The 24,597-nt window shown below is 41.1% G+C and carries 25 protein-coding genes; all 25 read left to right on the forward strand.

The genetic code is table 11. From position 1 onward, the window contains the following. Window positions 1-33 precede the first annotated feature (33 nt). The 25 genes from ELZ47_RS05900 to ELZ47_RS06025 all read left to right on the forward strand — a co-directional run bounded on the left by ELZ47_RS05900 (window position 34) and on the right by ELZ47_RS06025 (window position 24,554). Window positions 34-621: a recombinase family protein gene (locus ELZ47_RS05900; RefSeq protein ID WP_126435564.1), complete on the forward strand. Its 588-nt coding sequence runs from the start codon at window positions 34-36 to the stop codon at window positions 619-621. A 169-nt stretch (window positions 622-790) separates the two neighbouring features. Continuing rightward, a complete protein-coding gene (locus ELZ47_RS05905; protein ID WP_126435565.1) occupies window positions 791-1,582 on the forward strand; it encodes a DNA adenine methylase in 792 nt (263 codons plus the stop codon). Between the two features lie 126 nt (window positions 1,583-1,708). Further along, entirely contained in the window at window positions 1,709-2,530 is an 822-nt protein-coding gene (locus tag ELZ47_RS05910) for a ParA family protein (RefSeq protein WP_126435566.1), read from the forward strand. Between the two features lie 80 nt (window positions 2,531-2,610). Beyond that, window positions 2,611-2,844, forward strand: coding sequence for a hypothetical protein (locus tag ELZ47_RS05915; RefSeq protein ID WP_126435567.1), 234 nt, complete (start codon window positions 2,611-2,613; stop codon window positions 2,842-2,844). 73 nt (window positions 2,845-2,917) lie between these two features. Beyond that, a complete protein-coding gene (locus ELZ47_RS05920; protein WP_126435568.1) occupies window positions 2,918-3,592 on the forward strand; it encodes a hypothetical protein in 675 nt (224 codons plus the stop codon). 387 nt (window positions 3,593-3,979) lie between these two features. After that, the gene (locus tag ELZ47_RS05925) at window positions 3,980-5,359 is read left to right on the forward strand and encodes an ISLre2 family transposase (protein WP_126435569.1); all 1,380 of its coding nucleotides are present in this window, start codon (window positions 3,980-3,982) and stop codon (window positions 5,357-5,359) included. Between the two features lie 506 nt (window positions 5,360-5,865). Next, on the forward strand, window positions 5,866-5,991 hold the full coding sequence (locus tag ELZ47_RS12060; RefSeq protein WP_260468431.1) for a hypothetical protein: 126 nt from the start codon (window positions 5,866-5,868) through the stop codon (window positions 5,989-5,991). Between the two features lie 371 nt (window positions 5,992-6,362). Beyond that, window positions 6,363-7,439 carry an aspartate-semialdehyde dehydrogenase gene (locus ELZ47_RS05940; RefSeq protein WP_126435570.1) on the forward strand — a complete coding sequence of 359 codons (1,077 nt, stop codon included), beginning with the start codon at window positions 6,363-6,365 and terminating at the stop codon, window positions 7,437-7,439. An 82-nt stretch (window positions 7,440-7,521) separates the two neighbouring features. Further along, window positions 7,522-8,457, forward strand: a complete 936-nt coding sequence (gene dapA / locus ELZ47_RS05945; RefSeq protein ID WP_002902934.1) for a 4-hydroxy-tetrahydrodipicolinate synthase — start codon at window positions 7,522-7,524, stop codon at window positions 8,455-8,457. A gap of 59 nt (window positions 8,458-8,516) precedes the next feature. Next, complete coding sequence (locus ELZ47_RS05950; protein ID WP_125331049.1) at window positions 8,517-9,116, forward strand: hypothetical protein; 600 nt, start codon at window positions 8,517-8,519, stop codon at window positions 9,114-9,116. 292 nt (window positions 9,117-9,408) lie between these two features. Next, the gene (locus ELZ47_RS05955) at window positions 9,409-9,747 is read left to right on the forward strand and encodes an ATP cone domain-containing protein (protein ID WP_002895476.1); all 339 of its coding nucleotides are present in this window, start codon (window positions 9,409-9,411) and stop codon (window positions 9,745-9,747) included. Window positions 9,748-9,889: 142 nt separating this feature from the next. Beyond that, window positions 9,890-10,741: a ribosome biogenesis GTPase YlqF gene (gene ylqF / locus ELZ47_RS05960; protein ID WP_125331051.1), complete on the forward strand. Its 852-nt coding sequence runs from the start codon at window positions 9,890-9,892 to the stop codon at window positions 10,739-10,741. Continuing rightward, window positions 10,728-11,492 carry a ribonuclease HII gene (locus tag ELZ47_RS05965; protein ID WP_126435571.1) on the forward strand — a complete coding sequence of 255 codons (765 nt, stop codon included), beginning with the start codon at window positions 10,728-10,730 and terminating at the stop codon, window positions 11,490-11,492. The genes ylqF and ELZ47_RS05965 overlap by 14 nt, the downstream gene beginning before the upstream one ends. Before the next feature lie 19 nt (window positions 11,493-11,511). Beyond that, window positions 11,512-12,075 (forward strand): sugar O-acetyltransferase, encoded by a 564-nt coding sequence (locus ELZ47_RS05970; protein WP_125331053.1) that lies wholly within the window; start codon window positions 11,512-11,514, stop codon window positions 12,073-12,075. Window positions 12,076-12,207: 132 nt separating this feature from the next. After that, complete coding sequence (dprA, locus tag ELZ47_RS05975) at window positions 12,208-13,050, forward strand: DNA-processing protein DprA (RefSeq protein ID WP_125331054.1); 843 nt, start codon at window positions 12,208-12,210, stop codon at window positions 13,048-13,050. Window positions 13,051-13,134: 84 nt separating this feature from the next. Next, entirely contained in the window at window positions 13,135-15,228 is a 2,094-nt protein-coding gene (topA, locus tag ELZ47_RS05980) for a type I DNA topoisomerase (RefSeq protein ID WP_125331055.1), read from the forward strand. A 58-nt stretch (window positions 15,229-15,286) separates the two neighbouring features. Then, window positions 15,287-15,781 (forward strand): phosphoribosylanthranilate isomerase, encoded by a 495-nt coding sequence (locus ELZ47_RS05985; RefSeq protein ID WP_125331056.1) that lies wholly within the window; start codon window positions 15,287-15,289, stop codon window positions 15,779-15,781. 93 nt (window positions 15,782-15,874) lie between these two features. After that, entirely contained in the window at window positions 15,875-17,209 is a 1,335-nt protein-coding gene (gene trmFO / locus ELZ47_RS05990; protein ID WP_125331057.1) for a methylenetetrahydrofolate--tRNA-(uracil(54)-C(5))-methyltransferase (FADH(2)-oxidizing) TrmFO, read from the forward strand. Window positions 17,210-17,307: 98 nt separating this feature from the next. Continuing rightward, on the forward strand, window positions 17,308-17,658 hold the full coding sequence (locus tag ELZ47_RS05995) for a DUF1801 domain-containing protein (protein ID WP_002906562.1): 351 nt from the start codon (window positions 17,308-17,310) through the stop codon (window positions 17,656-17,658). 163 nt (window positions 17,659-17,821) lie between these two features. After that, window positions 17,822-18,646, forward strand: a complete 825-nt coding sequence (locus ELZ47_RS06000) for an alpha/beta hydrolase (protein ID WP_125331058.1) — start codon at window positions 17,822-17,824, stop codon at window positions 18,644-18,646. A gap of 32 nt (window positions 18,647-18,678) precedes the next feature. Continuing rightward, on the forward strand, window positions 18,679-19,419 hold the full coding sequence (locus ELZ47_RS06005; protein ID WP_125331059.1) for an esterase family protein: 741 nt from the start codon (window positions 18,679-18,681) through the stop codon (window positions 19,417-19,419). Between the two features lie 12 nt (window positions 19,420-19,431). Further along, window positions 19,432-20,598 (forward strand): ATP-grasp domain-containing protein, encoded by a 1,167-nt coding sequence (locus tag ELZ47_RS06010; protein ID WP_126435572.1) that lies wholly within the window; start codon window positions 19,432-19,434, stop codon window positions 20,596-20,598. A gap of 222 nt (window positions 20,599-20,820) precedes the next feature. Continuing rightward, a complete protein-coding gene (locus tag ELZ47_RS06015) occupies window positions 20,821-21,789 on the forward strand; it encodes a thiamine pyrophosphate-dependent dehydrogenase E1 component subunit alpha (RefSeq protein ID WP_125331061.1) in 969 nt (322 codons plus the stop codon). An 18-nt stretch (window positions 21,790-21,807) separates the two neighbouring features. Beyond that, window positions 21,808-22,800: an alpha-ketoacid dehydrogenase subunit beta gene (locus ELZ47_RS06020; protein ID WP_002900354.1), complete on the forward strand. Its 993-nt coding sequence runs from the start codon at window positions 21,808-21,810 to the stop codon at window positions 22,798-22,800. 710 nt (window positions 22,801-23,510) lie between these two features. Continuing rightward, the gene (locus ELZ47_RS06025; RefSeq protein WP_126435573.1) at window positions 23,511-24,554 is read left to right on the forward strand and encodes a dihydrolipoamide acetyltransferase; all 1,044 of its coding nucleotides are present in this window, start codon (window positions 23,511-23,513) and stop codon (window positions 24,552-24,554) included. Window positions 24,555-24,597 lie beyond the last annotated feature (43 nt).

Genomic DNA, 24,597 nt, shown 5'->3' on the forward strand with positions numbered 1-24,597 from the left:
GCCAATAGAGTTAGGCAAAAAGGAGGTAAGAAAATGTCGAAAATCGGTTATGCCAGAATCAGCTCGGCCGATCAAAATCTATCTCGGCAACTGGAGCAGCTGAAGGGATGTGAGAAGATTTTTCAAGAAGCGGCCAGCGGAGCCAGCAAGGAGCGGCCCCAGCTGCAGGCTCTCCTGGGGTATGTCCGAGAGGGTGATGTAGTCACCGTAACAGAGCTAGAGCGTCTGGGTCGAAACAATCAGGAGCTGACAGAGATAATGGCTGCCTTACAAACAAAGGGAGCAACTTTGGAGGTGCTAAATCTTCCAACCCTGAGAGGAATTGAGGATGACAATCTCAGGCGGCTTCTGAATAGTCTAATTTTAGAAATATATAAGTATCAAGCGCAGGCTGAACGAGAGCGCATCAAGGAGCGCCAACGTCAGGGGATTGTTCTTGCCAAGGCTCAGGGTAAGTACCAGGGCAGGAAGGCTCTCTATACTGAAGATGATGAGCGTCTGCAGCATGCCTTTGATTTGTATCTTCAGGGATATACAGATAGAGACGTTAGTAAGCTGACTGGAATATCAGAAAGGACTTTTAGGCGGTATCGAGATAAATTTCATATCAAGCGAAAATAAAAAAATATTATTTTTATAATATTTTTTTATTTACTTTTAATTATTTTTGTAGTATAATTATATTATAAAAATAATATTAAAATAATTGATAGAAAGCTGATGCGAAATAAATCCTAGAAATTCTCTCGCAGAAACAGCAATCTTGGGAATATAAAATGAGGTTAGTAAAATGAAAAGTATTTTGAGGTACCCAGGGAGTAAATGGAATCTGGCCAGTAAAATTGTTGACTTGATGCCAGATCATAAGAGTTATCTAGAGCCATTCTTTGGCAGCGGAGCTGTTCTCTTTACAAAAACTTTAAGTAGCATTGAGACAGTTAATGACTTAAATGATGATGTTGTTAATCTATTTCAAGTTATCCAACAAGAACCAGAGACTTTAATCGAAAAATTGTTTTTGACTCCTTATAGTCGAAAAATCTATGACAATGCTTGGGAAATACAGCCAAAGAATGAGGTAGACAAAGCCCTTAATTTCATTATTCGGTCACTGATGTCTCACGGTTTTAGGAATTTTGAAAAATCTGGCTGGAAACGTGATGTGAATGGACGTGAAAGAGCCTATGCAGTCAAGCATTGGAACGAACTGCCAGAACTTATTCAAGAAATTTCTCTGCGGCTAAAGCAGGTTCAGATTGAATGTCGTCCAGCATTTGATTTGATTTCTGAGTATGACCGTGAAAATGTATGCATGTATATAGATCCTCCTTATGTCCTTAGTACAAGGACAAGGAAACAGTATACTATTGAGATGGAAGACCAGGAACACGAGGAATTGCTGGATATCCTGAACCAATCTAAGGCAAAAATTCTCTTAAGCGGTTATGACAGTGAACTTTATAAAAAGCAACTGAGAAACTGGGAAAGAGTTGAGTTTGCGGCTACTGCAGAGCATGGTTTACCTAGAACAGAAGTTCTTTGGATGAATTATCAGTCAAAGAAACAGCTTGAATTGTTTTAAAAACTAAGTTACTTTGCTAGAAAATTCTAGGTGAGTCTTTCTGAATATGAGTTATTGATAAATCATAAAATGAAGGCTTCTAGCGACCAATTAAGGTATAATAGACTATAGAAAAGAGGATTTGAAATGAAGATTATTACATTTGCAGCTATCAAAGGTGGGGTAGGTAAAACAACCCTAGCATTTAATTTCAGTGAGTGGTTGGCTCGCCAAGGAAAAAAGGTTTTAGTAATTGACTTGGATCATCAGTGTAATCTGACACAAACCTATGATATTTACGATGACACTGACACAGTGGCTAATATCTTTAAGGGTGAGGGAGAGGTAAAACTTATTCCTGTTAAGTCCAATATAACTCTCATTCCTGGCTATATGCAACTAGACACAATCGAAAAGCACCTTGAAAACAAGGTCAATAAAGATATGCTGTTGTATATGTGGTTGGAAGATCATTACGATGAAAAAAATCTTGAGCAGTTTGATTATGTGATTATTGACTGTCATCCAGACTTTTCAACGGCTACTAGGAATGCTATAGCCGTTAGTCACTCTATTATCAGTCCGATTATCCCAAGCGAACATGGTTACAATGCCAAGTTTAACCTGGAGGATAGGTTGGAGAATTTCAGAAACGAAGTTATTAATTATCGAACTAGAGAAAGCTATATCACCGCTCAGCTCTACTTCGTACCAAACATGATTAAGCATAATACTAACTCTTCTAGAAGCCTATTAGAGACTTTAAATCAGGCTGAGGATGACAACACTATCTTTTTACCGGGAACGCAGGAAGTTGTTTATATTCCTCAAAAAGAATTGTTTAACAAATCAACGATGGATAAACAGTCTATTTTTGAAATGGCTGAGGATGCTGCTGTTCTTCAAAGAAATCGAAGATTCTTTGAAGAAATGGATCAGACTTTTCAAGTTATTTGTGATATAATATGAAAATAATAGTTTTATCATATTATAAAATGATAAAACTAATTGATAAATATTATAAAAATAGTTTAAAAAGGAGAAACAAGATGGCATTCGAAGCAAAAAGAGATAAAATCAAAAAGGCTCTTGGAGAGCCGATAGATAAAAAAACAATTCCTAGTGTTAGTTTACCGAGCAGAGAGGAGCCTGATTTAGTTCCCTCTACCTATACACTGGAGAGAAGGAATAAGGAAAAGCTGGCTCGTTTAGCAAAAGCTAACGGATATGAGAAATCTACTGCAGCATTCCTTAATGATTTAATAGCAGGCATCCAAGAATAGAAAAATATTGTTTTTATATGATGAATATAAGATAAAAAACAAAATAAATCTATTTTGAAAAAGGTGGGGCTCTATGAACAAACAAAGCAAAAACAAAAAGCGTTTAAAAAAATTAGCAAAAGAATCTAAAGCTAAGATTGAGAAGAACAGAATGGCTATAGAAGAATATTGCTATCAACAAATTTCTCATCTGGAGTTTTTAAATGAACTTGAAAAGAGGAGTATTGCAAAAAGTATAGCAAGAGTACCTAAAAATTATGCTAGGGATTCTGAATCGATTAAAGATTGGTGGAATTACTGTCAATATCCGGCAAATTTCGGAGGATACCTCCCCCATCTTAATATAACGATATGCATAGGAAAATTAGCAACCATCTTAAAAAGGCAGAATTTTGAGACATGTCAAATAGCCTCTAAACGATTTTCTGAAATTAAAGAAGAGGTAGATGTTAGCAATATCGATAAGAAGTGTGTTTATTACCAGAACGAAGATCTATCAGATGTAGAATTAAAAGACGAACCAATCATTATTTTAAAAGATTTAAATGGGCTCTGTAGAGTTATAGATGGGAATCATAGGGCTACAAACGCCGTGAAGAATAATCTCCCTTATTTAGATGCATATATTGTTGACGATGCATTTATAACAGATAACGATTGTTTTGGCACTAGATATGATCAAGAATTATATTTTGCTAATAAGATGATGTATGATACTTATTATAAACGTTATCCAGATTTATATTGACTTTCCGGGTTGGAAAGTCTTTTTTGTCATTTCAGGGATAAAAAATGACATTTCAGAGGTGAGTTACTCCAAAATATTTGGTACATGGTAAACTTTTCTTATCACTTGAAGGAGGAAAGAAATGCTGAGAAAATTGAAAAGCTGGCATAAAAAATATTTTGGAGTTGGAAGTACCTTTTATCGTAAAATAGCCCACTTTGAAAGCTGGCTATATGATGCGATTGTTTCCAAACTATTCTAAAGTTTGTGTTATACTGGTTGTGAGGTGGTAACCCTAACAACTATCTCTTGCCTGGCCTGTTGGTCAGGCTCTTTTTTTATCATGGACTTGAAAATTTCACCAAAAAACAATAATATAATACCTAAGTTTTAGAAAGGGGTTAGCTTATGGGTGTGACTGTCCTGGATGAAAGAAAATTTTTAGCAGATTTGAGAAAGCAGAATGAAGAAGCCTTCCTGAAGGCTGTAACTCGATATGATGATCAGGTTGCCCCGTCTATGCGTGCCAGGGGCTACAAATTGAAAAATAGATCAGCCCGTACAGTTGCTTTTATCTTTGGGGAAATTTGCTTTGAAAGAAACCGCTGGTACAAAAAGGGAACTTGCAAGGTGCCGGTGGATGAATGGCTTGGCTTGGAGAAACACAGCCGTTTCAGCATGGAGCTGATTTATCAAATTAACCAGATTTCAACGTGTACCACTTACCGCAAAACAGCGGATCTGATAGAGTTTATGACTGGTATCAATCTAACAAAAGATACTGTCCTGAAAGCTGTTAAGCGAGCTGCAGCGCTCAAGAAGGAACAAGAAGAATATGACCTTCTGTCTCTTACGGAAGTTACAGAGGAAAACAAAAAAAGCCCTGAGAGGCTCTACATTGAAGGTGATGGAGTCTGGGTCAAAACACGATCTAAACAAGGAGAGGAAGCCAAATATAGCAATATCTCTCATTATGTCATCCATACAGGAAGCGAGCAGGTCGGCCAGTCCAAACGCAGGCAGTTAAAAAATAAAAAGAACGTGCTTTCTTTATCTGGTAGCAAAGCCAAAGAGCAGGCATTAGATTACGTGCATCAGACCTATAAAACAGGAAAGGGAACAACCCTTATTACTAATTCTGATGGCGGTCCGGGTTATGGAGGCAAAGTTTTCAAGGATTTTGCGGCCGCTTTTAAAGTTCAAAGACATGAGCATTTCTGGGATCCGTACCATTTGCAGCAAGAGATAGAAAAGAATTATAAAGCGCAGCCAGAAGAGCTAAAAGAACTCTTGAAACAGGCTATTTATCAGCATGACTTTGACCTTCTTCAAACAACCATTGACACAACAGAAAGTCTAATTGACGACGAGGAAGAAACGGCTTCTTTTCAGGACTTTGCCAGAAGGCTGAAGCGTAATTTTAGTTATACAAAGCCTGCCTCACTTCGCAATCTCCCAAAGAAAGGAATTGGTGTGATGGAGTCGCAGCATAGGCGCCTTACTTACAGAATGAAGAACCAGGGAATGATCTGGAGTTTAGAGGGGGCTGAGATTATGGCTAATATGATATTAGCTGTAGAAGAAGGTACCCTAAGAGAGTTGTTTTTCGGGGACTGGCGTAAAGCATCTCAAAAAATGAAAGGGTTAGATAAGGTTTCTGGAGGAAAAGTAAGAAAATACATGAACCATTTGGACAGTCTAAAGCGGAATTTCCAGATTGGAGAGGGAAGAAAGGCACATAAAGCTCGACGTCAAAGTCATAAAAAAGGTGCTACTATCCTAAGATAATCAAACAGTCCTGTATAGTTCTTCTGGGGTTGAAAACTCTAGGGTTTATTTGACATGCCGTCATCATTTTTCTGTTGACATCGCTTGAAATTAGTTGTATAATTATAGCAATAAGAAACAAAAAAAGAGGCAGGTGCGCTAACACCTACCTCCACCGAGTAAACAAGTACAGTTGTGTTACTCAGTCTTTAATCTAGTTTACAGCATAAAGTAGAGAATGTCAAGGCTGAAGTGAACGATTGTATACGTTTGCATCTCATTTCCTTGAATTTCTGCTATTTTTTTATCTTCTCAAAAATTGAGACACATACTTTTAGATTAAATACCTTGACAAAACGGAAAATGATAAGGTAAACTATATTTCGTGCGATGAGTCGATATGCAGTTTTTCTGCAAATTGAAGCATGGGAGGTCATAAACGCAGGAGCGGACCTTGATCAGTTGTGTGAACCTGCTGATCACACGAAAGTGCCCTTATCCCCAGTCTATGGATTGGGGATTTTTCTATGTCTCTTAGAGAGGCAAGAAGGATTGTCTCAGCCGAGCTTAGAGACATTGATGCTGAGACGCGCAGTGTCGTGAGCGCTATTGCTCTTGATGAAACAACTTCGCAGAAGGCAGTTGAGTCGTAGAGCAATGGATGCAGTTTTGTTCGTAAGAACAAAAGCTGAAAACCCTGAGACCCCTCTTAGATAGGCAAGACAGTTAGTCGCAGCCGAGCTTAGAGACATAGATGCTGAGACGGACTGTGTCGTGAGTGCTATTACTCTTGATGAAACGAATCTGCAGTAAGAAGTTGAGTCGAAGAGCAATGGATGCAGTTTTGATCGTGAGAGCAAAATCTGTAAACCTTGAAAGATCTCTTAGTGATGCAAGGAAGTTGGTGCAGTTTATCTAAAATATCGCACTTATATTCTATTCTTCAGAAAAATTTGCATTTTTCCCTAAAAATAGTATAATACTAACAATACAAAATTTTTTGAAAATTCAGAGAGGTTATCGCATGGGATATACAGTTGCTGTAGTAGGTGCCACTGGTGCCGTTGGATCTCAAATGATTAAAATGCTGGAAGAGTCTAGCCTTCCAATTGATAAAATACGCTATCTAGCGTCTGCTCGTTCAGCTGGTAAAGTTCTCCAGTTCAAGGGACAAGACATTACTATTGAAGAGACGACTGAGACAGCTTTTGAAGATGTAGATATTGCTCTCTTTTCAGCTGGTGGTTCTACCTCAGCAAAATTCGCTCCTTACGCAGTCAAAGCTGGAGCAGTAGTGGTCGATAACACCTCTTATTTCCGTCAAAATCCTGATGTTCCTTTGGTTGTTCCAGAAGTCAACGCCCATGCCTTAGATCAGCACAAGGGAATTATCGCTTGCCCTAACTGCTCGACAATTCAGATGATGGTGGCTTTAGAGCCTGTTCGTCAGCAATGGGGGCTGGAGCGCATCATTGTGTCTACCTATCAAGCTGTTTCTGGTGCAGGTATGGGAGCTATTCTTGAAACCCAAGCTCAATTGCGCTCTGTTCTCAATGATGGTGTAAATCCTAAGGACACGGAAGCCAATATCCTCCCATGTGGCGGCGATAAAAAACATTATCCTATTGCTTTTAATGCCTTACCTCAGATTGATGTCTTTACAGATAACGACTACACTTATGAAGAGATGAAGATGACCAAGGAAACTAAGAAAATCATGGAAGATGATTCTATTGCTGTTTCTGCGACATGTGTCCGTCTTCCTATTTTGTCTGCTCACTCAGAGTCTGTCTACATCGAGACTAAGGAAGTTGCCCCTATTGACCAGGTAAAAGCAGCAATCGCAGCTTTCCCAGGTGCAGTTCTGGAAGATGATGTAGCTCATCAGGTTTATCCGCAAGCAATCAATGCGGTTGGCAAGAAAGAAACCTTTGTCGGTCGGATTCGCAAGGATCTTGATGCCAAAAAAGGAATCCATATGTGGGTCGTTTCAGACAATCTTCTTAAAGGAGCAGCTTGGAATTCTGTTCAAATCGCAGAGACACTACATGAGCGTGGTTTAGTTCGTCCGACAGCAGAAGTGATTTTTGAATTAAAATAAAGTGACCAAGGAAACTTGACAGCACAGGGTTGAATAATCGTTCTTTCAACCCTCTTTTCGTATAATAAAGAGAGGTAAGTTTATGGCGTATGCGGATCTGAAAAACTGTAAAATCATCACAGCTTTTATTACTCCTTTTCATGAAGATGGCTCCATCAATTTTGAAGCTATTCCAGACTTGATTGAGCACCTTTTGGCCCACCATACAGATGGGATTTTGCTGGCTGGAACAACTGCTGAAAGTCCAACCCTGACTCACGATGAAGAGTTGGAGTTATTTGCGGCAGTTCAAAAGGTTGTTAAAGGACGTGTCCCTTTGATAGCCGGTGTTGGTACCAATGAAACACGCGACTCTATCGAATTCGTCAAAGAAGTGGATGAATTTGGTGGTTTTGCAGCTGGTTTGGCCATTGTTCCCTATTATAATAAACCTTCTCAGGAAGGGATGTATCAGCACTTTAAAGCCATTGCGGATGCTTCAAACCTGCCCATCATTATCTACAATATACCTGGCCGGGTAGTAGTTGAGATGACACCTGAGACTATGCTGAGGTTAGCAGAACATCCAAATATTATCGGCGTTAAAGAATGTACCAGTCTGGCGAATATGGCCTATCTGATTGAACATCGTCCAGAGGAGTTTCTGATTTATACCGGTGAGGATGGCGATGCATTTCATGCTATGAATCTGGGGGCTGATGGAGTTATTTCAGTTGCTTCTCACACAAACGGTGATGAAATGTTTGAAATGCTGGACGCTATTGAACACAATGACATCAAAAAAGCAGCAGCTATCCAACGGAAATTCATCCCTAAAGTCAATGCCCTTTTCTCTTACCCAAGTCCAGCTCCAGTCAAGGCAGTACTCAATTACTTAGGATTTGCAGCTGGGCCAACCCGCTTACCACTTGTGCCAGCACCCGAAGAAGATGCCAAACGCATTATCAAGGTCGTGGTTGATGGCGACTATCAAGCAACCAAAGAGACGGTTAAAGGTGTATTGAGACCGGATTATTGATTGATGCAGCAGTCTTAGGAATGCCATAGATAAAAATAATTAAGAAAGAATTGAATATTGTGACAGAAAAACATAGTGAACGAATTGAGGAGTATAAAACTAAACATAGACTGGAAAAACTTGAAGGTAAAAAAGTTTATGATAAGCCGGTTATTCGGACCGGTGATAAGGCAGGATGCTATGGTTCAGCATTGATTTTGCTTGGATTTGTTTTAGGAGTTATTTATTTACTTCTTATACTTATAACTGATTGGGATCTGAAACTTTTCTCTTTCATCTGGGAAACACTTGTTGCGTTAGGGATTGTTTTCAGCCTTTTTGGAGCTTTTAAAATCGGTCAGTTGGAGTTGCACAGTTTGTCAATGGTAGCTGATAAAGAGAAAAATTTTGAAATCGATAAAGCTTTCAATCTTTATAACATTATTCACAAACCAACAAAGAAAATTCTACTTCAATATGATAGTGAGGATGATAGTTTAATTTCTCTAAACGCTGGAGGAGAGTTATTAGTTGAGCTCTTAAAGAGAGTTGAAGAAGAAAAATTGTCATTTAAGCCTATTAACAAAACATTGAGTTTAGAAGAAGTGTCTGAAAATCACTGGAAAATGCACTATCGTTACAAAAAACAAGACATAACATTAGAGAAATCCGATACATGATGTTTGGCTTGCTAAGTTAGTCGTCTTGACTTAAACTTAAAAGTGAATTCAGTATCTGATAGTTTATGAAGACCATAAAATGGATTGCCTAGAGCAGTCCTTTTATATAGTCTTTTAAGACTAAAGAAAAAAGGAAACTTCCTTTGAAAAATATTGGAAAAAATTATATAATGTAAAAGTATGGTCTGGTTTTCAGATTTCTTTTTGATCAGACTATAGATAACTAGATTGGCAGCAGTCATGTTAGAGACATACATTAGATTAGAAATATATAATATAAAAGGAGTTTTTTATGCAAGTTATTAAACGGAGCGGTGAGGTTGTTGAATTTGACCCAGATAAAATTTATCAAGCAGTTTTAAAGGCAGCGCAGACTGTCTATGTGTTGACAGATGATTTACGTCAGAATTTAGCGCAGGTTACAAAAAAGGTCGTTCTGGATTTGGAAGAAGCTAAGGTTGAACGTGCGACGATCAGTATGATTCAGTCCATGGTTGAAAGCCGCCTCTTGGGTGCAGGCTATATTACCATTGCAGAGCATTATATTTCCTATCGCTTGCAGCGCGATTTAGAGCGCAACGGCTATGGAGATCATATCGCTGTACATCTTCATTTTGAGCAAGTAAGATAAAATCAGAAAGGCCCTAGAGGGCTTTTTTTGCTCTTGAGGTAGAGTGTATCACTTTAGCATTCACCCGCTTAAATTCTAGAAATATGTTAAAATAGGTAAAGATATAAAATTTTATCAATGATATTCATTGAAAGGATAAATTATGGCAACGATTCAATGGTTTCCGGGGCATATGTCCAAGGCACGGAGACAGGTACAGGAAAATATTAAGTTTGTTGATTTTGTGACGATACTGGTCGATGCGAGACTTCCTTTATCCAGTCAAAATCCTATGCTGACTAAAATTGTGGGTGATAAACCTAAGCTTCTGATTTTAAACAAAGCTGATTTGGCAGACCCTGTTCGTATTAAGGAATGGCAGAGCTATTTTGAAAGTCAGGGGATTCCGACTTTGTCTATTAACTCCAAAGAGCAATCTGCTGTAAAAAAAGTAACAGACGCAGCCAAGAAGCTTATGACAGATAAATTAGCACGTCAAAGGGAAAGAGGAATTCGTATCGAAACCCTGCGGACCATGATTATCGGTATTCCAAATGCTGGAAAATCAACCCTCATGAATCGCTTGGCAGGTAAGAAAATTGCAGTTGTAGGGAATAAGCCAGGTGTGACAAAAGGTCAGCAATGGCTCAAGTCGAATAAAGACTTGGAAATCTTAGATACACCAGGGATTCTCTGGCCTAAGTTTGAAGATGAGACGGTTGCTCTCAAGCTCGCCCTGACTGGAGCTATTAAGGATAATCTGCTACCTATGGATGAGGTGACGATTTTCGGCCTTAATTATTTTAAGGAGCATTATCCTGAGGAGCTGACAGCACGCTTCAAGCAGCTGAATCTAAGTCAGGAAGCACCAGACATGATTATGGATATGACCAAAAAGCTCGGCTTCCGCGATGACTATGACCGTTTTTACAGTCTTTTTGTCAAAGATGTCCGCGATGGCAAGCTAGGTCGTTATTGCTTGGATACGGTTGGAGAACTAGATGGCAACGATTAAAGAAATCCAGCAACGTTTAGAGTTAGTGACTGATTTGGCTGATCCTTTTCTGGCAGAAGAGGCGAATGATCCACGCAGTGGAGTTCAAAAGGCGATTGAAAAGCGTAAAAGAGCTATTCAGGCGGAGTTAGATGAGGATTTGCGTCTGGAGCAGATGTTACGGTATGAAAAAGAACTTTATAAAGCCGGCTATCAGGCGATTGCTGGAATTGATGAAGTTGGTCGTGGTCCTTTGGCTGGGCCGGTTGTCGCTGCAGCTGTCATCTTACCTCTAGGATGTAAAATTAAAGGGCTCAACGACAGCAAGAAGATTCCCAAGAAAAAGCACCAAGAAATCTATCAAGCAGTCATGGATAAAGCTTTGGCAGTCGGTATTGGCCTGATGGACAGTAATATTATTGATCAAGTCAATATCTACGAAGCGACCAAGCTTGCTATGAAAGAGGCTTTGTCTAAATTGAGTCTCAAGCCAGATTATCTGCTGATTGATGCTATGAAACTGGATGTTGAGATTCCGCAAGAGTCCATCATCAAGGGTGATGCTAACTCTCTGTCTATCGCAGCGGCAAGTATTGTTGCTAAGGTTACTCGGGATAAGCTGATGGCAGACTACGACAAGGAATTTCCCGGCTATGGTTTTGCGAAAAATGCTGGTTATGGGACCAAAAGTCATTTGCAAGGATTGGAAAGAAACGGCGTAACTCCTATTCATCGCAAGACATTTGAACCCGTAAAATCAATGTGTGAATAAACATAAAAAGGAGGATGCCATGCGAAGCGAATACGAAAAGATGATTGCTGGGGAGATTTACCGACCACAAGATGAAGATTTAAGAAAAATTAGAGCCTGCTCCAAAGAATTTCAATATCGTTTTAACCAAGAGCGAGACAGCGACCGGCGCAGTGCTATTATCAAAGAATGGTTTGGCAGCACAGGGGAGAATCTTGCTATGAAGCCTGATTTGGTCTGTGATTATGGAATCAATATTCATCTAGGGGAGAATTTTTGTTCTAACTGGAATCTGACTATGTTGGACGTTTGCCCCATTCGCATCGGAGATAATGCTTTGCTTGGTCCAAATTGCCAGTTTCTGACACCTCTTCATCCGCTTGATCCAGTGGAAAGAAATTCCGGTATTGAGTACGGAGCACCAATCACTATTGGTGATAATTTCTGGGCTGGCGGCGGTGTGACAATTCTGCCAGGCGTGATACTAGGGGATAATGTGGTAGTCGGAGCAGGAGCGGTTGTGACCAAGTCTTTTGGTGACAATGTAGTCTTGGCTGGTAATCCAGCACGAATTATTAAGGAAATCCCTGTTCATAAAGAATAAAAGATGGGTTAAAGGCAATAGGCAAGGAGATTAGCTATTGACAACATCAAATTCAATAAAATCGTAAAGAAGGAACTGTATTGCAGTTCTTTTTTTGAATTTTTTTACGAATTAAGAAAGTGAGGTGAAAAAATGAATAATTTTGAGATTTATAAAATGAAAAAAGCTGGTTTGACTAATCATCAGGTTTTAAACGTTTTGAGATACGCCGAGAGTAGAGATGGCAAGCTTTCTCTCCGAGATAAGGCTGTCGTATCTGAGTGCCGTAATCCCGCTCTCTTTATAGAGAAATACAAGGGGCTTGATTTACCAGCTTTGAAGGAAGAATTTGAACTTTTCCCGTCCTTTTCTATTTTGGATGATATTTACCCTTGGGATTTATGCGAGATTTATGATGCCCCGACTTTGTTATTTTATCAGGGAAATCTAAAACTACTAGAATTGCCCAAGGCAGCGGTCGTTGGCAGTCGAGACAGCAGCAAGCAAGGAAATGCCTCCGTACAAAAGATTGTCAAGGAGCTAAATAATGAATTGGTTATCGTCAGCGGCCTGGCTCGTGGAATAGATACAGCGGCTCACATGGCAGCCTTGCAAAACGGAGGTCAGACGATTGCTGTCATCGGAACGGGATTAGATGTCTTTTATCCTAAGGCAAATAAAAAACTACAGTCTTACATTGGCAAAAATCATTTATTGCTGACAGAGTATGGTCCAGGTGAACAGCCTTTGAAGTTTCATTTTCCAGAGCGCAATCGTATCATCGCTGGTCTCTGTCGAGGCGTCATCGTGGCAGAAGCTAAGATGCGCTCAGGCAGCCTGATTACCTGTGAGCGAGCGATGGAAGAAGGGCGGGATGTCTTTGCTATTCCGGGGTCTATTTTAGATGGTAAATCTGACGGTTGCCATCATCTGATTCAAGAGGGCGCAAAGTGCATCACATCAGGATCTGACGTCCTTTCTGAGTTTGATTTTTAAAACAAGTTTTCCTATAAGAAAAGTTAGCAGTTGACATCTACCAAAAAATAGTTTAAACTCTATGAGATTTATTTCTTATAGAAGGTGTCTAAATTGGTTACAAAAACAAAGAAGAAGTCTACGACCAAGAAAAATCTTGTCATCGTAGAGTCGCCTGCTAAGGCAAAAACAATAGAAAAATATCTGGGACGAAACTACAAGGTTCTGGCCAGTGTCGGGCATATTCGTGACCTGAAAAAGTCTACTATGTCCATTGATTTTGAGAATAACTATGAGCCGCAATACATCAATATTCGTGGTAAAGGGCCCTTGATTAATGACTTGAAAAAAGAAGCGAAGAAAGCTAAGCAAGTTTTTCTGGCAAGTGACCCGGACCGCGAAGGAGAAGCTATTTCTTGGCATCTGGCCCATATTCTTAATCTGGATGAGAAAGAGAAAAACCGTGTCGTCTTCAATGAAATCACCAAAGATGCGGTCAAGAATGCTTTTAAAGAGCCACGCCAGATTGATATGGATCTGGTCGATGCGCAGCAGGCTCGCCGAGTTCTGGATCGCTTGGTTGGTTATTCCATTTCTCCTATTCTCTGGAAAAAAGTCAAAAAAGGCTTGTCAGCTGGTCGGGTGCAGTCTGTCGCTCTCAAGCTGATTATCGACCGGGAAAATGAAATCAATGCCTTCAAACCAGAAGAATACTGGACAATTGACGGAACCTTCAAGAAAGGAACCCGTCAGTTCCAGGCCAGCTTCTATGGTATGAATGGTAAAAAGATGAAGCTGACCAACAACGATGAGGTCAAAGAAGTTCTGTCTCACCTCAAGGGGGATGACTTTACAGTCGACAGTGTCGAAAAGAAAGAGCGTCGACGCAATGCTCCGCTACCCTACACGACTTCCTCTATGCAGCAGGATGCCGCTAATAAGATTAATTTCCGGACTCGTAAGACAATGATGGTGGCTCAGCAGCTCTATGAAGGGATTAATATCGGTTCTGGCGTACAAGGTCTTATTACCTATATGCGTACCGACTCGACTCGTATCAGCCCAGTAGCGCAGAATGAAGCAGCAAGCTTTATCACGGATAAATTTGGCACCAAATATTCCAAACATGGCAGTAAGGCTAAGAACGCTTCTGGCGCTCAAGATGCCCACGAGGCCATTCGTCCTTCAAGCGTTTTCAATACACCGGAAAGTATCGCAAAGTATCTGGATAAGGATCAACTTAAGCTCTATACGCTGATTTGGAACCGTTTTGTAGCCAGCCAAATGACAGCAGCAGTCTTTGATACAATGAATGTTAAGCTGGGGCAAAATGGTGTCCAATTTGCTGCCAACGGCAGTCAGGTCAAGTTTGATGGCTATCTGGCTATTTATAACGACTCTGACAAGAATAAAATGCTGCCAGATATGGAAAAGGGCGATACCGTCAAACGTATCAATACCAATCCAGAACAGCACTTTACCCAGCCACCTGCTCGTTATTCTGAAGCGACTCTTATCAAGACTTTAGAAGAAAATGGTGTTGGCCGTCCGTCTACCTATGCACCGACCATTGAAACTATTCAGAAACGATATTACGTTAAGCTGGTTTCCAAGCGCTTTGAGCCGACGGAACTAGGTGAAATTGTCAATTCACTGATTGTCGAATTCTTCCCTGGCATTGTAAATGTGAAATTTACAGCAGAAATGGAAGCTAAACTAGATGATGTAGAAGTTGGCAAAGAGCAATGGCAGAAAGTTATTGACGAGTTTTATAAACCTTTTGAAAAGGAAGTGGCTAAAGCCGAAACTGAAATGGAGAAAATCCAGATCAAGGATGAGCCAGCTGGTTTTGACTGTGAGGTCTGTGGCAGTCCGATGGTCATCAAATTGGGTAGATTTGGCAAGTTCTACGCTTGCAGCAATTTCCCAGACTGTCGTCACACTCAGGCTATTGTCAAAGAAATCGGCGTGACCTGCCCGCAGTGTCAGAAAGGTCAAGTTATTGAGCGTAAGACTAAACGAAATCGCATTTTCTACGGCTGTGATCGTTATCCTGACTGTGATTTTACATCTTGGGACAAGCCGGTTGGCAGAAACTGTCCAAAATGTGACCATTATCTGATTGAAAAGAAAGTTCGTGGTGGCGGTAAGCAGGTAGTCTGCAGCAATGGCGATTACGAAGAAGAAAAAGTGAAATAACATTTTTTACATAATTTATATTACGTAGAATATCTTTCTGAAGAAGAGGTGAGGGTTTATGACAGATAAATTTGCAGAATTTCTAAAAATCGCGTCTCAACTGAATAAGATGGGCATTGTTCCACTTCTGATGGGTTCTCTAGGTCTGGAGCAAGTTACTGGACAAGACTGGCAGGCGCGTGATATTGATATTCATGTTCATGGTGATGAGCGTGGTTGGGAAGCACCAGATGAAGAACGTATTTACGATATGGACAAGATTGAGCCTATGATGGAGCGCTTGGGTTATCGCTTAGTCGATCTGCACGAGCATGAATTTCAAAAAGAAGGCTTATCTATTGAATTTGGAGCCATGGAAACCTTGGAGGCATTCGCTGGTGTGCCGCTAGAGAAGTTGACTCGAAAAGAAGTTGAAGATGTTGAGTTTCTACTGCCGAATGCAGAGCAATTTTTAGCTATCTACCGTGCTTCTTCTCAAGATTCTTACCGAAATGAAAATAACAATCATAAGGATTTTGCTAAGATTGCTTACTTGGAAAAAATGACAAAATGATAGACATTCAGGAATTCTCCTGTCTGTCTTTTTTACTATCTTTTTGTTATAATGGTCAGAGTGAAAATCTAGAAATATCCAAGGGAGAGTATCATGTCATCATCCTATATCAATGTTATCGGTGCTGGTCTGGCTGGCAGTGAAGCAGCTTACCAGATTGCCAAGCGTGGCATCCCAGTCAAACTCTATGAAATGCGGGGTGTTAAGTCAACACCTCAGCACAAAACTGCAGACTTTGCAGAACTGGTCTGCTCTAACTCTCTGCGAGGAGATGCGCTGACCAATGCAGTCGGTCTGCTCAAGGAAGAAATGCGACGGTTGGACTCGGTCATCTTAAGGTCAGCAGAAGCGACTCGGGTGCCAGCGGGTGGTGCTTTAGCGGTTGATAGAGAAGGTTTTTCTCAGATGGTAACGGAGCTAGTGACCAATCATCCATTGATTGAGGTCATTCGTGAAGAAATCACCGAAATTCCAGAAGATGCCATCACAGTTATTGCGACAGGACCCTTGACCAGCGATGCTTTGGCCGAAAAAATCCACGCGCTCAATGGGGGAGACGGTTTTTACTTCTACGATGCAGCAGCGCCAATCATCGATGTCAATACCATTGATATGACCAAGGTCTATCTCAAATCCCGCTATGATAAGGGGGAAGCAGCCTATCTCAATGCACCTATGACTAAGCAAGAATTTATGGATTTCCATGATGCTTTGGTCAATGCTGAGGAAGCACCGCTCAATTCCTTTGAAAAAGAAAAATACTTTGAAGGCTGCATGCCTATTGAAGTCATGGCTAAGCGAGGGATTAAAACTATGCTTTATGGACCGATGAAGCCAGTTGGTTTGGAATATCCAGATGACTATCAAGGCCCTCGAGATGGTGAATATAAGACGCCATACGCTGTGGTGCAGCTTCGTCAGGATAATGCAGCGGGCAGTCTTTACAACATCGTTGGCTTCCAAACTCATCTCAAGTGGGGCGAGCAAAAACGGGTCTTTCAAATGATTCCTGGCCTTGAGAATGCAGAATTTGTCCGCTATGGTGTCATGCATCGAAACTCTTATATGGACTCTCCAAATCTGCTTGAACAGACTTTCCGCTCTAAGAAACAGCCAAATCTTTTCTTTGCAGGTCAAATGACTGGAGTTGAAGGGTACGTAGAGTCAGCAGCTTCAGGTCTAGTTGCTGGTATTAACGCTGCTCGACTCTTCAAGGGAGAAGAAGCACTTGTCTTTCCAGAAACAACAGCTATTGGAAGTCTGCCTCATTATGTTACTCATGCTGACAGCAAGCATTTCCAACCCATGAATGTCAATTTTGGGATTATCAAAGAATTGGAAGGTCCGCGCATTCGTGATAAAAAAGAACGTTACGAAAAAATCGCCGAGCGAGCATTAAAAGACTTACAATTTTATCAAGAAATTTAAAAAAAGTTAGGATTTTCTTGATTTTGTGCTATAATAAATAAAAAATTTGGAAATCGGACATCAATGACCAACCTACAATCTCAAATTAGGAGGAGACCATGAACCAAAAAGTAAAAAATCTGCTGGATGATTGGCTAATTAATAATCCTGCCTTGTATGAAATCGCCAATAGTGTGCGCACGAAAATACGGCAACTGTCAGATACGGTAGTCGAAGAAGTGAAATATGGCGGTATTTTGTTTGCCGCCCCCGAACCGTTTTGCGGCATTTTTGTTTATAAGCAGCATGTAACTGTGGAATTTGGTCGTGGCGCCGAGATGGCAGACCCATACGGTTTGTTGGAAGGCAAGGGTAAAGGCCGTCGCCATTTGAAATTACATACGCTTGAAGATATAGAAAACAAGCATTTGACGGATTACTTGCGATTGGCTCAAAAAGCAGCAGAATAAAATTGCTGAGCGAGCCTTGCAGGATTTACACCTTATTTGGATAAATAATCTATTTTCTATCATTATCTAATAAAAATCATCAAAAAGTTAGGAAATCCCTAACTTTTTTGCTTAATTTGTGATATAATAAATAAAAATTTTGAAAATAGAAAGTTTTCTGAAAATGAATAAATCCTATTTTTATCTTGAAATGAAAACACATGAATTAGTCGTTCCTTATACCAAGCAGAAACGCCGTGTCCGCGTATTACTTCCAAAGAACTATAGTCAGGATACAAACAAGACCTATCCGGTCGTTTATTTTCATGACGGACAAAATGTTCTTTATAGCAAGGAATCTTTCAGCGGCCATTCGTGGAAGGTGATTCCGACAATCAAGCGTAATCCAGATATTGAAAAAATGATTGTTGTGGCTATTGACAACGATGGCCAAGGGCGGATGAATGAGTATTCAGCTTGGAAGTTCCAAGAGTCCAATATTCCCGGTATTCAGTTTGGCGGCAAGGGAACGGAGTATGCGGAGTTTGTCATGGAAGTTGTCAAGCCTTTTATTGATCAGCATTATCGAACTAAGTCTGATCGGATGCATACGGCCATGATCGGCTCTTCTCTTGGGGGGAATATCAGCCAGTTTATCGGTGTTGAATACCAAGATCAGATTGGTTGTCTGGGCATCTTTTCATCAGCTAATTGGCTACATCAGGAAGCTTTTGACCGCTATATTGAGAGAAAAACACTCCAGGCAGACCAGCGAATTTTCATTTATGTTGGGACGGAAGAGGCTGATGATACAGATAAGACATTGATGGCGGGCAATATCAAGCAGGCCTATATTGATTCATCGCTCAGCTATTTCCGACAGTTACTTGTGTCTGGGGTAGACTTAGCCAATATCCAGATTAAAATCCAGTCTGGAGCTATTCACAATGAAATCGCTTGGGCGGAGCACTTGCCGGACTGTTTCCGTTTTATCGGCGAAAAATGGTAAGATAGTCAAACACTAAGAAAGAGGTAGAAACTATGCATGTAGAATTTTTAAGTCATTGGAGCAGCAATCTAGGCCGTGAAATGTATGTCAATCGCTATGGCCACGCTGGGCTCCCGATTATAGTCTTTGCATCATCAGGCGGCAGCCATAATGAGTATGCTGACTTCGGCATGATTGAAGCCTGCGCAGGTTTTATTGAGGCCGGTAAGGTCCAGTTTTTCACTCTTAGCAGTGTTGATAGTGAGAGCTGGTTGGCGGACTGGAAGCATCCTCACGATCGAGCAGAAATGCATCGTGCATATGAGCGTTATGTCATCGAGGAAGCTATTCCTTTCGTTAAGCATAAGACAGGCTGGTTTGACCCTATGATGACGACAGGCTGCTCCATGGGAGCTTATCATGCTGTTAATTTCTTCCTGCAGCATCCAGATGTTTTCAATAAAGTGATTGCCCTCAGTGGTGTCTATGATGCACGTTTCTTTGTCGGTGATAATTTGAGCGACGAAGTCATTTATCAAAACTCGCCAGCTGACTATATCTGGAACCAAAATGATGGCTGGTTTATTGACCGCTATCGACAGGCGGATATTATCGTTTGTACTGGCTTGGGCGACTGGGAGCAGGATGGCCTGCCTTCCTTCTACACGCTGAAAGAGGCTTTTGAGCATAAGAATATTCCAGCTTGGTTTGCTGAATGGGGCCACGATGTTTCCCATGACTGGGTTTGGTGGCGTAAGCAAATGCCTTTTTTCCTTAATGAACTCAATCTTTAAAGGAGGTTTCCTATGAATTATATCGTTATTTCTCCCTATTATCCGCAAAATTTCCAACAGTTTACTGTGGAACTGGCCAATAAAGGTATCACTGTTCTGGGAATTGGTCAGGAGCCTTATGACCAGCTAGACCAGCCTTTGAAGGATTCATTGACTGAATACTTCAGAGTAGAAAATCTTGAAAATCTTGACGAAGTCAAAAGAGCTGTCGCCTTTCTTTTCTACAAGCATGGGCCTATTGATCGGATTGAGTCTCATAACGAATACTGGCTGGAACTGGACGCTGAGTTGCGCGAGCAATTCAATGTTTTTGGAGCAAAACCAAAAGACTTGAAAAAGACCAAGTTCAAATCTGAGATGAAGAAACTCTTTAAAAAAGCAGGTGTTCCAGTCGTACCTGGTCAGATTGTCAATACAGAAGCTGGAGCTGATTTGGCTGTCAAGAAACTTGGCCTGCCTTTGATTGCTAAGCCTGATAATGGAGTGGGAGCAGCTGCGACCTTTAAATTGGAAACAGCAGAAGATGTCGAACGATTCAAGCAAGAATGGGATCATCAGACAGCTTATTTCTTTGAAAAGTTTGTCCAGTCTGGCGAAATCTGTACTTTTGATGGTTTGGTAGATAAGGACGGTCAGATTGTCTTTGCAACCACCTTTGACTATGCGCATACACCGCTGGATTTGATGATGTATAAAATGGACAATTCCTACTACGTTCTCAAGGATATGGATCCAAAGCTACGTGCTTATGGAGAAGCGATTGTCAAAATCTTCGGCATGAAAGAACGTTTTTTCCATATTGAGTTCTTCCGCGAGGGTGATGATTATGTAGCCATTGAGTACAATAATCGTCCAGCAGGTGGCTTTACCATTGATGTCTATAATTTCGCTCACTCAATCGATCTTTACAGAGGCTATGCAGCGATTGTAGCAGGAGAGCCTTTCCCAGCTGCCCACATGGAGCCACTGTATTGTCTGGCAACCTCACGCCGTGCATCAACGAACTATGCTTACCCTGAGGCTGACTTGCTGGAGAAATACAAAGATAATTTCAAGGTTAAAAAAGACATGCCAGCCGCATTTGCGGAGCTGCAAGGTGACTACCTCTATATGCTGACAACACCAAGCCGCGAGCAGATGGAGCAGATGATTGCAGACTTTGCTAAACAGGCAGACTAATCAGAGGCGTGCTCTGCTATTATTTTCGTATAACAGTTTCAAAATAGTAAAAACTACTCTAGCACAAAAAGTTTGTGAAATTTCTATTTTGGTGTCGAAAACCAGTTTATCCAATGGATTGACTGGTTTTTCTTTGTGAAATATAAGTGAGCAAAAGTTTTGACAGTGCTTACAGCTTTAGATAGAATTAAATAGAAGAATTATGCTTAGAAAGGCAAAAAAATGGCAACTTTAGATAAAGATCTTTTGTTAGAGATGTTCCGTAAGATGGAAGAAATCCGTCGTATGGACTTAAAAATTGCTCAACTTGTAAAAAAAGGAAAGGTTCCTGGAATGACTCACTTCTCAGTGGGTGAGGAAGCAGCTAATGTCGGTGCTATGCTGGCCTTAAATGAGGATGATTTACTGACTTCTAATCACCGGGGACACGGTCAAGCTATCGCCAAAGGAATCAACCTCAACGAAATGATGGCGGAAATCCTAGGGAAATACACCGGAACCTGTAAAGGAAAAGGCGGCTCTATGCACATTGCTGACCTAGATGCCGGAAACCTTGGTGCTAATGGTATCGTAGGCGGTGGCATGGGAATTGCTGTCGGAGCAGCTCTGACCCAGCAAATGCATAAGACAGGCAAGATTGTTGTCTGCTTCTTTGGTGACGGTGCTACCAACGAAGGTGTCTTCCACGAAGCGGTCAACATGGCTTCTATCTGGAACCTTCCAGTAATTTTCTATTGTATAAATAACGGCTATGGTATTTCTGCTGACATCAAGAAAATGACCAATGTAGAGCACATCCATGAGCGCAGCGCAGCTTATGGCATTCCAGGTATGTTCATCGAAGATGGCAATAATGTTCTGGATGTCTATGAAGGCTTCCAAAAGGCTGTGGAGCATGTTCGCAGTGGTAAAGGACCTGTCTTGATTGAGAGCGTAACCTATCGTTGGTTGGGACACTCGTCTTCTGACCCAGGTAAATACCGTACTCGTGAAGAAGTAGAAGAATGGAAGAAGAAGGATCCAATCGAAAATCTTCGTAAATACTTGCTGGAAAACAAGATTGCAAGCGAGGAAGAGCTGGAAGCTATCCAAGCTGGAGTCAAAGAAGCAGTAGAAGCGTCTGTCAAGTTCGCAGAAGATAGCCCATTCCCACCGCTTGAATCTGCCTTTGAAGATATTTACGCGGACTAAAGAGAGGAGAAAAAGAAAATGGAAACTAAAACTATGTCTTTTCGTGACACCATTATCCTCGCTATGTCTGAGGAAATGCGTCGCGATGAAAATGTACTCTTGATGGGAGAAGATGTCGGAGTCTTTGGTGGAGATTTCGGAACATCTGTTGGTATGCTGGAAGAGTTTGGACCAGAGCGTGTACGTGACTGTCCGATTTCGGAAGCAGCGATTTCTGGAGCAGCAGCTGGAGCAGCTATGACAGGGCTGCGTCCAATCGTAGACATGACCTTTATGGACTTCTCTGTAATCGCTATGGATGCTATTGTCAACCAAGCCGCTAAAACGCGCTATATGTTTGGCGGAAAAGGACAAGTGCCAATGACTGTCCGTTGTGCAGCAGGTAATGGAGTTGGCTCTGCAGCTCAACACTCTCAGTCTTTGGAATCTTGGTTTACCCACATTCCAGGGCTTAAGGTAGTCGCTCCAGGAACTCCGGCAGATATGAAGGGGCTCCTTAAAGCTTCTATCCGAGACAACAACCCGGTCATTATCCTAGAATACAAGTCTGAATTTAACCAAAAAGGCGAGGTGCCACTAGATCCTGAGTATGTGATCCCACTCGGTGTAGGTGAAATCAAAAAAGAAGGTACCGATGTAACAGTTGTTACCTACGGCAAAATGCTGCGCCGTGTCATGCAGGCCGCTGAAGAATTAGCAGAAGAAGGTATCTCTGTAGAAGTGGTTGACCCGCGTACATTGGTGCCACTTGATAAAGACATTATCATCAATTCTGTTAAGAAGACTGGTAAGGTCGTTTTGGTTAATGATGCCCACAAAACTAGCGGTTTCATTGGTGAAATTTCAGCGATTATTTCTGAGTCTGAAGCATTTGACTATTTAGATGCTCCAATCCGCCGTTGTGCAGGTGAAGATGTGCCAATGCCTTATGCACAAAACTTGGAAAATGCGATGATTCCGACCGTTGAAAGCATCAAAGACGCTATTCGGAAGACATATCATAAAGAATAAGGTATAATATAGAAAAGGCTTTCTCACAGATTAGATTACATAAATTATTTTATGTAATCTAATCTTGTGTAGAGGGTCAAAGTTGCTAAAATTTTACTAATTACAGACAATCGATATTCGGACCGATTTTATCCGATGAGCGAATTAGTAGGTCTACAAGGTTGATTGCCGATAGCGGTAACCATAATAACTTTAGATACATTTGTATCCAAGTTGCTTGTAGAGTTGCAACAGGAGAGAGTCGAATCGATAATATTCGACGAACGACTTAGTAAGTCTACTAGGGTGTCCGCTTGATAGCGGCAACCGTAGTAACTTGAGATACGTTTGTATCCAAGTTACTTGTAAAGTTGCAACAGGAGAGAGTTGAATCGATGATATTCGACGAACGACTTAGTAAGTCTACTAGGTTGGTCGCCGATAGCGACAACCGTAATAACTTGAGATACGTTTGTATCCAAGTTACTTGTAGAGTTGAACACGGGCTAAAAGCTTGGAAAAAAGATAAAGCGCCTTGGCTTCATCGAAGCCTGCGTTGATTTCCTATTTTTCAGTCGCTTTTTAACGCCCTTAGTATCATGTAATTGAATTCGGACGGAGGTCTGTGAAAAAAAGATAGATTTCCTTGTGTTCATCGAACACAGCGTCAATCTCCTATTTTTTCATTGCCCTCTGCGTCCTTAATATCTTATAATAGAATTGGAGAGGTCATGGCTGATGATAAGCTAAGAGCGACTCCTGCAGCTAGAAAGTTAGCGGATGATTTGGGAATCAACCTCTATGATGTTTCTGGCTCAGGTGCAAACGGTCGTGTCCACAAAGAAGACGTGGAAACTTATAAAGATACAAATGTGGTGCGCATTTCACCACTGGCAACACGAATTGCCCAAGAACACAATATTGCTTGGCAAGAGATTCAAGGAACTGGCCATCGTGGTAAGATTATGAAGAAGGATGTCCTTGCCTTCTTGCCCGAGAATGTTGAGAGCGATACAATCAAATCTCCTGCTCAAATTGAAAAAGTGGAAGAAGTGCCTGATAATGTCACTCCTTACGGTGAAATTGAGCGTATTCCAATGACGCCAATGCGGAAGGTTATCGCTCAGCGGATGGTAGAATCTTACCTGACAGCGCCAACATTCACCCTTAACTATGATGTTGATATGACAGAAATGCTGGCCTTGCGTAAAAAAGTGCTAGAGCCAATCATGGAAGCAACTGGCAAGAAAGTAACTGTCACAGACCTGCTTTCGATGGCTGTTGTGAAGACACTGATGAAACATCCTTACCTCAATTCGACCTTGACAGAGGATGGCAAAACCATTATCACACACAACTATGTCAACCTTTCAATGGCAGTCGGTATGGATAATGGCCTGATGACACCAGTTGTCTACAATGCAGAAAAAATGAGCCTATCAGAGCTTGTAGTAGCCTTTAAAGATGTAATCGGACGTACCTTGGAAGGCAAGTTGGCTCCAAGCGAGCTGCAAAATTCAACCTTCACAATCAGTAACTTAGGTATGTTTGGCGTTCAGTCCTTTGGTCCAATCATCAACCAGCCAAACTCTGCTATCTTGGGCGTAAGCTCAACAGTGGAAAAACCTGTCGTTGTTAACGGCGAAATTGTTATCCGTCCAATTATGAGTCTGGGCTTGACTATTGATCACCGTGTTGTTGACGGAATGGCTGGAGCTAAGTTTATGAAGGACTTGAAGGCTTTGATTGAAGACCCAATTTCAATGTTGGTATAAGATTTTTCTTTGCTATTCTAAAAAGCAAAGAGGCACTCAGCAA

Origin of the sequence: Streptococcus sanguinis, from assembly GCF_900635155.1 — a bacterium.
Classification (GTDB): domain Bacteria; phylum Bacillota; class Bacilli; order Lactobacillales; family Streptococcaceae; genus Streptococcus; species Streptococcus sanguinis_G.